Genomic DNA, 12,623 nt, shown 5'->3' on the forward strand with positions numbered 1-12,623 from the left:
AATAACCCCTCATCTTAAAAGACGAAGGGTAGTTGCTCAGAGTTTATTATCCAATCTGTTTCTTAACGTCTTTATCATCAACCCAAGCCTCTAACTGATCTCGACCTGGTATGTTTTCGATTTTATCAGCAGAGAAAACAGGGTCCAAACCTTGTTTCTTTTGAGAAACATAATCTTTTAACAAAGCTTTTACAACTTTAGCTAAACGCGTAATTGCGTAAAGATTAACTAATACCATTAATCCCATAAAGATATCTGCTAAAGACCAAATTAATTCAGCGCTATATAATGCTCCGAATAATACCATTCCAATAACAGCAAAACGATATACGTAAATTGATTTTTTCGAGTGCTTCATGAAGCTTATATTTGATTCACCGTAGTAATAGTTACCCATAATTGTACTTAATGCAAATAAGAATACTGAAATTGCAACGAATGTTGCAGCAAAATCACCAAGGCTTACACGTAAAGATTCCTGTGTTAAAGGAATACCTGATAGTTCTGATGTTTTATAAACGCCTGAAACTAATACGATCATTGCTGTAGATGAACAGATGATAAATGTATCTACTATTACACCTAAAGCTTGAATAAAACCTTGTTTTATAGGGTGAGTAACGTCAGCCGTTGCAGCTGCGTTTGGAGCAGAACCCATACCAGCTTCGTTTGAGAACAATCCACGACGAATACCGTGAAGTACTGCAGCGCCCATTACACCGCCAAACATTTGTTTAAACGTAAAAATTCCCTCAGAGAAAATTGCACCAAATACATCTGGTAAAATATCGAAATTTGAAATCATTACCCATAAAGCTAAAATAATGTAAACACCAGCTTTAATTGGTACTAAAACAGTTGAGAATTTTGCAACTGAATGTACGCCACCAAAAATGATTAGTGCTGTAATAATAGCCAGTACAATCGCAGTTGTTTTTGTATTTATGCCAAATTCATTATTAATCGAAGCTGCAATCGTGTTTGCTTGTACTGCGTTAAAAATAAGACCAAAAGATAAAGTAATTAAAATACTAAAAATAACACCAAGCTTTCGATTACCTAAAGCTTTTTCCATATAATAAGCAGGTCCACCACGCCATGAAGAACCATCTTTCACTTTATAAAGCTGAGCTAATGTACTTTCTACAAATGCTGAAGCTGAACCAATTAATGCCATTAACCACATCCAAAATACTGCACCTGGTCCACCTAATGCCACTGCTGTTGCAACACCGGCAATATTCCCCGTACCAATTCGAGCAGCCATTCCGATCATAAATGCTTGTAAAGAAGAAACAGTCTTTTTGCTTTTGTCTCTGTTTCGACCATCAACTAATAATCGAATCATTTCAGGGAAGAATTTAAACTGAATAAATCCTAAATAAACTGTTAAAAATAGGCCGATTGCAACTAATAAAATCACAATTAATTTAGCCCATAGATAGTCGTTGAGTACTGTAACCAATTCTGTCATGAATACCTCTCCTTTGTAAGAATATTCGCAAAATTATCCGATAATTTTGACTACAAAGTGTAATAATAAATTATTCTGCCGATTAAGGCAACATATTTTTAATATTTGTTGAATAAAAAAAGGAAATATTAAAAAATGATTAAAAAAGTAAGTGTTCACTTACTTTTTGTTGACGAATACGAAATCGATGAATATACTAGAAAAGTGAATAAACACTTACTTTTTTTGTAGCATGTAAAATACTAAGAATTAATGCCTTTTTAACAACGTTTTTTAAGGAGGTAAAAAGTGAATAAGGGAGAAAGAACAAAACATCACATCCTAGAAAAGTCTATCCAACTTTTTGCGAAGAATGGTTATGATGGTACGACAATTAATCAAATTGCAAAGGAAAGTAAAATTTCCGAAGCGACGATTTATAAGTATTTTAAAAGCAAGCTGGATGTATTAATTACTTGTGTAAAACCAGATATTCAAGACGTTTGGATGGAAGAGGATTTTAGTAAACTTTCAATTGAGGAATTGCTTAGGTTATATGTTGAGAAAAGGATTAAATGGGTAGAAAAGAATCGAAATCAAATTGAGATCTTGATTAGTGAGACTTTACGACACCCTGAGTTATCAGAAATTTTCTTCCAACAGATCTATCGTAAAACACCAATTGAAGAAGAAATAGAATCAAGAATGCTTGCAAAAGAAACAAATTTTCATTTAGAAATTCCTATACTAAGTTTAAGTATGATTACGACGATTATATCGATACTTAATCTACAAAAGAGTGTTCTGGATAAGGATCCAATGCATATTACAGATGACGCCATAAATAAAATGGTGCAATTAATTTTATTTGGATTAATAGGAAATAAAAGTCCTGAATAAACATGGAAATGAGTTTAACGGGAGAATAGTTTAGTATTACCTTTTATATTTTTAATAAAAGGGAGTATTAAACTATTTAAATGCAATAAATTGACCGAAATACATATTTGGTCAATTGGTCTAAAAGGGGAGTGAGAATGTGTTTAAACAAGAATGGAAAAATATTTTAAAGAAGCCAATGACAATTGCAACAATTATTGCGATTGGTCTTGTACCAATGCTATACTCATTAATTTTCTTATCGGCTTATTGGAATCCTTATAATAAAACAGAAAAATTATCTGTCGCAATTGTTAACAATGACAAGGGTACTGAGTTTAATGATAAAAAGCTTAATGTAGGGAAAGATTTTGTAGAAGGATTGAAAGATAATAAGTCATTCAAATGGAAAGTTACAAGTAAAAAACAAGCAATGGAAGGATTAAATGATGAAAAATATTATTTAGTCATCGAATTACCTTCTAATTTCTCTAAAAATGCAGCTACTTTATTAGATGAAAAACCGCAAAAAATGAAATTAAATTATTACACGAATGCGGGTAAAAACTATGTAGGTGCACAAATTGGTACAAATGCAATGAAAGAAGTAAATGCCAATATCTCAAAAGAAATTACAGAACAATATGCTAAAACAGTATTTGATAATTTCAAGGATATTGGAGATGGCATGACAAAAGCATCTGATGGTGCAGGTAAAATCAATGATGGTGCAGCAAAAATCACAGATGGAACAGATGTTTTAAATAAAAATTTAAAAAAATTAAATGACAGCATGATCACTTTTGAAAATGGAAGTACAAAACTAAAAAGTGGAGCGACACAATTATCTGATGGTATTAAACAATCAAATGATGGTGCTAATAAATTAAATACTGGTTTAAACGCTCTTCTAGAAGGAACTGGTACATTAAAAGCAGGTTCTAGTGATTTAAATAATGGACTATCGCAACTAGTAGATGGTGGCAATAAAATCGAAGCTGGTTCTTCTAAGCTAGAAGCTGGAAGTAACCAATTGAATGATGGACTAAAACAATCTTATGCTGGCTCAACCCAACTGCAAAAAAATGAAGCGGGATTTAATGAGAATCTTGGGGCTACAAATGATGCATTAAAATCAATTGTTAATGGATTGCAAGATGGTTCATTAAGTAAAGAAGATTTACAGAAATTAAAAGCAATCTCAAACACCTTAGATCAACTATCAAAAGGAAGTAATCAAATTAAAAATGGTGTTGATCAAATTGCTGCAGCACAAGGTCAATTATATGAAGGTTCAAATAATCTACTTGCTGGACAAAAAGAATTAAATGCAAATTTAAGTTTATTTAATAGTAAATTGCAAGAAGCGTCTAATGGAGCAAATCAATTAGCTCAAGGAAGTAATGCTTTATACAATGGTACAAAGGAATTAAGTGAAGGAAGTTCATTACTTTCATTAGGCCTAGGTAAATTAAATACAGGTGGGGACCAATTAGTCCAAGGGATCAATCAATTAAATGATGGTTCTAAACAACTATCTGATGGAACGAATAAGTTATATAGTGGGTCTGGAGACTTATTAAAAGGAGCAACTGATTTAACAAAAGGAACAACTGAACTTCATAAATCCCTGAAAGATGGTGGAGATGAAGTAAACAAAGTTAAAACAAGTGATGAAACTGATAAATTCTTTGCAGAACCAACAGAGCTAGTTTCTCATAAATTAAATAATGTAAAAGAATATGGTGTAGGATTAACACCTTATATATTATCTATTGGACTTTTTGCAGGTGGGTTAATGTTCACTTCAGTTTATCCAATGAGAAAGAACTCTATTGCTCCGACTACTGGTTTAGCTTGGTTCTTTAGTAAATATAGCGTTCTTATTTTCGTGGGGATCATGCAATCAATCGTAGCAGATATTGTTTTAATTTACGGTATGGGTCTTGATGTGAAAAACGTGTGGTTATTCGTAGTGTTTACAATTATCACTAGCTTGACCTTCTATTCATTAATACAATTCTTAACTGTTACATTAGGAAATATAGGACAATATTTAGTATTTGTCATGATGTTATTACAAATTGGTGGAACTTCAGGTACTTTCCCAATTTCATTAACACCAACATTTTTCCAAAAGATTCATCCATATTTACCTATGACGTATGCTATAAAAGGATTCAGAGAATTAATCTCTAGTTCTGTTAGCAAAGGGTTTGTATGGGATCAAGTCTATTATTTATGTGGATTCGCAGCATTATTCATTATCTTAACAAATGTAACCTTTGCAGTTCGTGTTAAATTATCAAAGAAAAAACAATTAAGTGAAATCGAGGCTTAAAACGATAAAATAATAAAAAGGATTGAAGTCTAATAAAAAAAGATTTCAATCCTTTTTTACTATTAGTGAAATAAAAATCCAGTATCTTTAGGTCAATCTTTTATTGTAAAATTAGTAATGGAATATGGGAATAATGAAGGAATTAGTATAGAATCCCTTTACATTGTAAGGGACTTATCGTTAAAATTTTAACGTGGTTAATCTGATCTTTGTACATCATGAGCACTTAATACTTGCTATTGTACTATAAAATATAAAAAAATAAGGAAGCGTTTTCATTTAATAGAAAAGTGGTGAATAAATGAAACTAACTGACATCGATAAAAAAATTCTAGAGATGCTCACTAAAAATGGTCGGATGTCATACGCCGATATTGGAAAAGAACTTAATTTATCAAGGGTTTCAATCCGTGAACGTGTGAATCAATTAATAAAAAACGGAGTTATTGAGAGGTTCTCAGTAGTCATTAATTCAGAAAAAGTAGGCAAAGGCGTATCTGCATTCTTTGAAGTAGATTGTGAACCAGCTTATTTAGTAGATGTAGCCGAAGCACTTGCAGATAATCCTGTTGTAGCGAGTTGTTATCAAATGACAGGTCCAAGCACTTTACATATGCATGTATTAGTCGATGATTTTGTCAGCTTAGAACAATTTATAAATAATGAATTATATGCTTTAGAAGGAATAACAAGGGTAGAAAGTCATATTTTATTACGGAGATTTAAGAGTAGAAATGGCTTAAAATTATAGTTGTCATGGCGAGAGATTGTTAATCTCTCGTCTTTTTTTACTATTTTTTGTAAAAATTCATAAAATTATAGAATATTCTGTCTGCTGGGAGTATAATCGAAAATAATTAAAATTTACATTGTTAGGTTATAGGTTGATTAAGGTTAACAAACGTATGTGATTTTAGTTAATATACTTACAAATGGAGTAGGTGGAAAGATGGCGTCACTCATATTAAGAAGGTTGTTTCAATTGTTTTTATTATTGCTAGGTATCTCCTTTTTAGTCTTTGCTTCTATGCATTTAGCACCTGGTGACCCAGCTGCAATCATTGGTGGACCTACAGCAACAAAAGCTGATTTAAATGCCATTCGAGAAAGTTTGGGACTGAACGACTCGTTTTTTGTCCAATATTGGCATTATTTATCAGGCGTATTACATGGGGATTTAGGATATTCCTTTCAAACGAAACAGTCGGTTGCAGAGGCAATTTCAATCCGTTTTCCTAATACTTTAAGTTTAGCAATTGCGAGTATGATCGTTGCAGTAATAATCGGGGTAATAACAGGAATTGTCTCTGCACTTAAGCAAAACTCGTGGTTGGATGTATCAAGTACAATAATAGCCCTTGCAGGTATTTCAGTACCTAATTTTTGGCTAGGTGCCATCCTTATTCTTATTTTTGGAGTTAATCTACAAATTCTTCCAGTTGGGGGACTCGATTCACCAATTTGGACGGTAGAAGGATTTAAGCAAATCATATTACCTGCCATTGCACTGGGAACAGCCTCGGCTGCAATGATTGCAAGAATGAGCCGTTCATCTATGTTAGAGGTAATTCGAGCTGATTACATACGAACTGCAAGAGCGAAAGGTGTAAAAGAGAAATCGATTGTTTGGATTCATGCTTTAAAAAACTCGATGATTCCAGTCATAACTGTTATTGGTTTAAACTTCGGATTTCTTCTTGGAGGAACAATCATTACAGAACAAGTATTTGCGATTAACGGTGTTGGCAGACTAATGATCGATGCAATTGCAGCTAGAGATTTTCCGATGGTTCAAGGGGCAGTATTACTTGTAGCATCCATGTTTGTAATCGTGAATTTACTTGTTGATATTTTATACGTATTTATCGATCCAAGAATTAGCTATGATTAATCGGCTAGAAGGGAGGAACAATTTTGTCTACAGAAGTTGTCATTAATAACATAAATGCAAAGCAATCTATTACAAAAAAGAAGGAAAAATTTATTGTCCAAACGTTTAAACGTTTAATCAAAAATCGATTAGCTGTTTTTGGATTAATCATTATTGTTTTACAAATTTTAATGGCAGTATTTGCACCACTTATTACGATTCATGATCCGATTAAACAAAATTTAGCATCAACAGAACTGCCAATATTCTCTAGCGGACATTGGTTAGGTACAGATAATTATGGTCGGGATATGTGGAGCCGAATTGTATTCGGATCTAGAGTATCACTCGTTGTTGGATTCAGTGCAGTGATTCTTGGCTTAGTTGGTGGTATTACAATAGGCATGCTAGCTGGCTATTTTTCAAAACTTGATGGCTTGCTTATGAGAATAGTAGATTTATTATTTGCTTTTCCTGGAATTCTCCTTGCAATGCTAATTATCGCAATCCTTGGGACAAGTCTAGTGAATGTAGCAGTTGCAATTAGCATATGGTCCATTCCATCATGTGCAAGAATTGTTAGGGGTTCGGTTTTATCTATTAAGAAGCAAGAATACATACAAGCAATGAGGACTTTAGGTGCAAGTAATTTACGAATTATGGTGAAGCATATTTTACCAAACTGTATGGCACCAATCATAGTTTTTGCCACAATGAGAATGGCTACTGCTATTTTATCAACGGCATCACTAAGTTATTTAGGTCTTGGTGCACAACCTCCAACAGCCGAATGGGGATCAATGATTTCTCAAGGGCAAGATTATATGTTTTCTTCCCCACATATGACAATCGTACCAGGGATCGCAATTATGCTGATCGTTTTCTCTTTTAATGTCGTAGGTGATGGATTAAGAGATGCTTTAGATCCAAATATGAATATTAATGATTGAGGAGATGGGTAAATGAAAAAATGGATGTTTATCGTAATTAGTGCAATTCTTCTTCTTGCTGGATGCTCTAGTAAAACAACTGGATCAAATAGCACTAATGTTTCGCAAGAACTTACATATGCTTCAACATCAGATGTAGTAGGTTTATCACCAATCTTAACAAATGATTCTGTATCAGCTAATGTCATCATGCAAGTTTATGAAACATTATTTAAAAGAAATCCTAAAACAATGAAAATCGAACCTTTATTAGCAGAATCTTATACTAATCCAGATGATAAAACTTGGGATATTACATTAAAAAAAGGAATTAAATTTCAAGACGGAACAGATTTTAACGCAGAAGCAGTAAAATACACATTTGATAAATTCCGTGATCCAAAAACTGCTGCTCCACGTGCTTCATTATTAGAACCAATTCAATCAGTTAATGTAATTGATGATTACAAAGTAGAAATTAAAACGAAATATCCATATGGACCACTTTTAGCCGCACTTGCTCATACTGCTGCTTCAATCGTAAGCCCTGAAGCAGATAAAAATAGTGATTTAATGAAAACACCTGTAGGAACTGGGCCATTTAAGTTTGTTAGCTGGACACCTGGTGACCAAATCGTTCTTGAGGCAAACAAAGATTATTGGAATGGTGCACCTAAATTGAAAAAAGTTACTTTTAAAGTAGTACCTGAAGTTTCCACAGCTATTTCAATGTTACAAACAGGAAAAGTACAATTTATTGATGCTCTTCCAGCTGAACAAATTAAGCGTCTAGAATCAATTAAAAATGTAAAAGTGACAAAAGCAGAAGGAACACCAGTTTATTATTTAGGGTTTAACATGAAAAAAGCTCCAATGAATAACTTAGCATTCCGTCAAGCAGTTGCTTATGGACTAGATCGTAAAGCATATATTAATCAGTTAAACGGACTAGGTGTTGAAGGTAATAGTGTAATTGGACCAAAAGTTTTCGGATATGATCAATCTGAAGAAAAAGTTGGCTATTCTTATGATTTAGAAAAAGCTAAAAAGCTGATTAAGGATAATGGATTTGAAGGAAAAGAAGTAAAGATGTTAGTACCAAATCGAGATATGTATATGAAAATGGCTGAAATTGCTCAGTCTCAAATTACGGAAATTGGTCTGAAGGTTAAGCTGGAAACGATGGAATGGGGAACGTTCTTAGATGCAGCAACGAAAGGTCAATACGATGTAACGTTCTTAGGATGGGCAAATAGTACAGCTGATGGTAGTGAATTATTGTATCCAAACTTCCACTCAGACAATGTTGGATCATCAAACCGAATTTCATATAGTAATAAGCAATTTGATCAGTTAGTTAATGAATCTCGTCAAACGATTGACCAAAATGCTCGAAAAGAAAAATTAAAAGAAGCAAATGAATTATTAGTAAAAGATGCTCCTGTAATCGTGATGAATCAAGGTGTAGTAACATCTGCAGTTGATCAATCGGTGAAAGGCATTGAAATTGATCCTACTGGCCAATGGTCATTATACAACGTACACAGAGAGTAGGTAATAGTATGTCAACAGAGCTTCTATCTGTAAATAATTTAGTAACAACGTTTCGAACAGCTGATGGAGAAATCCCAGCTGTTCGAAACGTATCCTTTTCAGTTAATAAAAGTGAAACTTTATGTATAGTTGGCGAATCAGGTTGCGGAAAAAGTATTACTTCATTGTCTATTATGGGGTTATTGCCAAGTAATGGATCAATAAAAAGCGGTTCAATTCAATTGGAAGGAACTGATTTAACTAAGTTAACAACTGATGAATTTAGAAAAATTAGAGGCAATAAAATATCGATGATTTTTCAAGAACCGATGACTGCGTTAAACCCTGTAATCACAATTGGTTTTCAGCTACGCGAGCCACTTATGATTCACCAAAAGCTTTCTAAACAAGAAGCAAATCAAAAAGGAATTGAACTCTTAAAGCAAGTAGGCATACCATATCCTGAAAAAAGAATGACTCAATATCCCCATGAGTTAAGCGGCGGAATGAGGCAACGGGTTATGATTGCTATTTCATTAGCCTGTACCCCTGGACTCTTAATTGCAGATGAGCCAACGACTGCACTTGATGTTACGATTCAATCTCAAATATTAGATTTAATCCATGAGTTACAAGAACAACTCGGAATGGGTGTCATCATGGTTACACATGATATGGGGGTCGTAGCTGAAATTGCTGATAAAGTGATGGTCATGTATGCAGGAGAAAAGATAGAAGAAGGTCCAGTTGAAGAGATTTTTAATCATCCAAGTCATCCATATACTAGGGGGTTATTAAGCTCCGTACCTAATGTAGATGATCCTGATTTCGAATTAGAAGCAATCCCAGGCTCGACACCGAGCTTAAACGAACAAATAACTGGCTGTCGTTTTCATCCGCGTTGTGAACATGCATTAGCACGTTGCAAAGTTGAAGTCCCAAAGGAATTTACAATAAAGGATGGACACACAGTTAAATGTTGGCTGAGTGAGGAGGATGCGATATGACTCTAACAAAAAGTAAATCTTTATTAGAGCTACAAAATGTTAAAAAATATTATCCGATTCGTGGAGGCTTACTAAAAAAAGTTCAAGGTCATGTCAAGGCAGTTGAAGAAGTGAGTCTAACATTATTAGAAGGTGAAAGCTTAGGAGTTGTAGGTGAATCAGGTTGCGGTAAATCTACATTGGGAAAAACGATTTTAGGTCTTGAAGATATTACTGACGGAAAAGTATTTTTTAAAGATACGGAAATCCAACATTTATCGAATAAGAGTCGAAATGATTTTAAGAAACAAATGCAAATGATTTTCCAAGATCCATATGCTTCATTAAATCCAAGACAACGAATTGGAGATGCTTTGGAAGAAGTATTTGTTATCCATACAAATCTATCAAAACAAGAGAGAAAAGAGAAAGTAATCAGTTTGCTTCGTGAGGTAGGCTTAAATGAAGATCATTATGATCGATATCCTCATGAATTTAGTGGTGGGCAGCGTCAGCGTATTGGAATTGCAAGAGCGATTGCTCTTAACCCATCGTTAATTATTTGTGACGAGGCAGTGTCTGCACTTGATGTGTCTGTACAAGCACAAGTATTAAAACTTTTAAAATCATTACAAGCAAAATATAACTTAACTTATTTATTTATCTCTCATGATTTAGGAGTCGTACGATATTTCTGTGATCGAGTTTTAGTAATGTATTTAGGTAATACAGTTGAGCTTGCTCCTGCTGACAAGCTATATAATAACCCACTACATCCTTATACAAGGGCGTTACTATCTGCAATTCCACGTCCAAAGGTAGGAAAAAGACCTGAGAAAATTCGTTTGATAGGTGAAATTCCAAATCCAGCAAACCCACCTTCAGGTTGTACATTCCGTACTCGTTGTCCACTAGCAACAGATCTTTGTGGGCAAGTAAAACCAGAGTGGAAGGAAATTGAAGAAAATCATTTTGTTGCATGTCACCATGTAGATGCTTAAAGGAGAAGATACAAATGCAGTTTGATCATTTAAATAATCCATATTCAGCACAACGCCATACGACATTTGGAAAAAATGGAATGGTAGCTACTTCACAACCTTTAGCGGCGCAAGCGGGGTTAGATATATTAAAAAAAGGTGGTAACGCAATTGATGCTGCAATTGCCACAGCTGCTGCTTTAACAGTAGTTGAACCAACTTCAAACGGTATTGGTGGAGACGCCTTTGCACTAGTTTGGGTAAATGGAGAACTTCATGGTTTAAACGGTAGTGGTCCTGCCCCAAAATCAATTTCGATTGAAAAGCTAAAAGAACAAGGACTCGAGAAGATGCCAACCCATGGTGTTATTCCAGTTACAGTTCCTGGAGTACCTGCTGCATGGGCTGCATTGTCAAAACGTTTTGGTAAATTACCATTAGATGAGGTTTTACAACCAGCTATTACGCTTGCAGAAGAAGGCTTCCCACTTTCGCCGATTTTAGGGAAGTTTTGGAATATAGCATACGAAAAGTTTAAAAAACAATTTACTTCACCAGAATTTGCTGAGTGGTTCAAAACATTCGCTCCAAATGATCGTGCACCAGAGATTGGCGAACTGTGGTCATCTAAAGCACATGCAGAAACATTACGTGAAATCGGTGCAACGAATGCTGAGAGTTTTTATCGCGGTAACTTGGCAGAAAAAATCGTTTCCTTTATGAAAGAACATAATGGATACCTTAGTTCAGAGGACTTAAGTGAATATAAAGTAGAATGGGTTAACCCAATCTCGACAAATTATCGTGGATACGATGTTTGGGAAATTCCACCGAATGGGCAAGGTTTGGTAGCGTTAATGGCATTAAACATTGCCAAAGGTTTTAATTTTTCTACAAAAGATGATGTCGATACATATCATAAGCAAATAGAGGCTATGAAACTAGCTTTTACTGATGGAAAAGCGTTTATTACAGATTCTGAGCATATGGATATTAATGTAGATGAGCTACTATCAGAAGAATATGCCGGGTCGCGTCGAGAATTAATTTGTGAAAAAGCGATAGAGCCAGAAAACTATACGCCTCCAAAAGGTGGCACAGTTTATTTAGCGACTGCTGATGGCGAGGGGAATATGGTTTCATTTATTCAAAGTAACTATATGGGATTTGGTTCAGGGATCGTAATTCCTGATACAGGAATTGCTCTTCAAAATAGAGGTCATGATTTTACTTTAAATCCGGCGCATTCTAATGCACTTAAGCCTGGTAAAAGAACATATCACACAATAATCCCAGGGTTTTTAACAAAAGATGGTGAAGCAGTAGGGCCATTTGGCGTAATGGGAGGATATATGCAGCCACAAGGTCATGCACAAGTTGTCATGAATACTGTGGATTTTAAGCTGAACCCTCAAAGTGCATTAGATGCACCAAGATGGCAGTGGATGGAAGGAAAAAAAGTGGTCGTAGAACCTCATTTTCCAAATCACCTTGCCCAGGCACTAGCAAGAAAAGGCCATCAAATTCAAGTGGCTACAGATTGTAGCAGTTTCGGTAGGGGGCAAATTATTTGGCGCAATCCTAAGACCGGAGTGCTAATGGGAGGAACAGAATCTAGAACAGATGGCGCAATTGCAGTTTGGTAAAGGAAT

Annotated in this window: 10 protein-coding genes; 9 read left to right on the top strand and 1 reads right to left on the bottom strand. The window is 34.6% G+C overall.

Annotation, left to right across the window (positions count from 1 at the left end; all coding sequences use genetic code 11):
- Positions 1–46: 46 nt before the first annotated feature.
- Positions 47–1,474, bottom strand: coding sequence for an alanine/glycine:cation symporter family protein (locus tag EP747_RS11045; RefSeq protein WP_129689911.1), 1,428 nt, complete (start codon positions 1,472–1,474; stop codon positions 47–49).
- Between the two features lie 288 nt (positions 1,475–1,762).
- Here EP747_RS11045 and EP747_RS11050 point away from each other — a divergent pair, with 288 nt between their 5' ends.
- The 9 genes from EP747_RS11050 (at position 1,763) to ggt (ending at position 12,617) form a co-directional block, all read left to right on the top strand.
- A complete protein-coding gene (locus EP747_RS11050; protein WP_129689912.1) occupies positions 1,763–2,353 on the top strand; it encodes a TetR/AcrR family transcriptional regulator in 591 nt (196 codons plus the stop codon).
- Between the two features lie 139 nt (positions 2,354–2,492).
- The gene (locus EP747_RS11055) at positions 2,493–4,673 is read left to right on the top strand and encodes a YhgE/Pip domain-containing protein (RefSeq protein ID WP_129689913.1); all 2,181 of its coding nucleotides are present in this window, start codon (positions 2,493–2,495) and stop codon (positions 4,671–4,673) included.
- Positions 4,674–4,974: 301 nt separating this feature from the next.
- A complete protein-coding gene (locus tag EP747_RS11060) occupies positions 4,975–5,424 on the top strand; it encodes an Lrp/AsnC family transcriptional regulator (RefSeq protein ID WP_114345524.1) in 450 nt (149 codons plus the stop codon).
- A 198-nt stretch (positions 5,425–5,622) separates the two neighbouring features.
- Complete coding sequence (gene nikB / locus EP747_RS11065; RefSeq protein ID WP_129689914.1) at positions 5,623–6,564, top strand: nickel ABC transporter permease; 942 nt, start codon at positions 5,623–5,625, stop codon at positions 6,562–6,564.
- A 23-nt stretch (positions 6,565–6,587) separates the two neighbouring features.
- Positions 6,588–7,493: an ABC transporter permease gene (locus EP747_RS11070; RefSeq protein ID WP_235832818.1), complete on the top strand. Its 906-nt coding sequence runs from the start codon at positions 6,588–6,590 to the stop codon at positions 7,491–7,493.
- Between the two features lie 12 nt (positions 7,494–7,505).
- Positions 7,506–9,026 carry a glutathione ABC transporter substrate-binding protein gene (locus EP747_RS11075; protein ID WP_129689915.1) on the top strand — a complete coding sequence of 507 codons (1,521 nt, stop codon included), beginning with the start codon at positions 7,506–7,508 and terminating at the stop codon, positions 9,024–9,026.
- 8 nt (positions 9,027–9,034) lie between these two features.
- Positions 9,035–10,012, top strand: a complete 978-nt coding sequence (locus tag EP747_RS11080) for an ABC transporter ATP-binding protein (RefSeq protein WP_129689916.1) — start codon at positions 9,035–9,037, stop codon at positions 10,010–10,012.
- Positions 10,009–10,992: an ABC transporter ATP-binding protein gene (locus EP747_RS11085; protein WP_129689917.1), complete on the top strand. Its 984-nt coding sequence runs from the start codon at positions 10,009–10,011 to the stop codon at positions 10,990–10,992. The genes EP747_RS11080 and EP747_RS11085 overlap by 4 nt, the downstream gene beginning before the upstream one ends.
- Positions 10,993–11,006: 14 nt before the next feature.
- Positions 11,007–12,617, top strand: coding sequence for a gamma-glutamyltransferase (gene ggt / locus EP747_RS11090; RefSeq protein ID WP_129689918.1), 1,611 nt, complete (start codon positions 11,007–11,009; stop codon positions 12,615–12,617).
- Positions 12,618–12,623 lie beyond the last annotated feature (6 nt).

It is taken from the genome of Gottfriedia acidiceleris (assembly GCF_004138285.1).
Classification (GTDB): Bacteria; Bacillota; Bacilli; order Bacillales; family Bacillaceae_G; genus Gottfriedia; species Gottfriedia acidiceleris_A.

Coding starts and splice junctions, on each gene's coding strand:
- nikB (WP_129689914.1), top strand. CDS start 5,623: ATGGCGTCACTCATATTAAGAAGGTTGTTTCAATTGTTTTTATTATTG.
- EP747_RS11085 (WP_129689917.1), top strand. CDS start 10,009: ATGACTCTAACAAAAAGTAAATCTTTATTAGAGCTACAAAATGTTAAA.
- EP747_RS11045 (WP_129689911.1), bottom strand. CDS start 1,474: ATGACAGAATTGGTTACAGTACTCAACGACTATCTATGGGCTAAATTA.
- EP747_RS11080 (WP_129689916.1), top strand. CDS start 9,035: ATGTCAACAGAGCTTCTATCTGTAAATAATTTAGTAACAACGTTTCGA.
- EP747_RS11075 (WP_129689915.1), top strand. CDS start 7,506: ATGAAAAAATGGATGTTTATCGTAATTAGTGCAATTCTTCTTCTTGCT.
- EP747_RS11060 (WP_114345524.1), top strand. CDS start 4,975: ATGAAACTAACTGACATCGATAAAAAAATTCTAGAGATGCTCACTAAA.
- ggt (WP_129689918.1), top strand. CDS start 11,007: ATGCAGTTTGATCATTTAAATAATCCATATTCAGCACAACGCCATACG.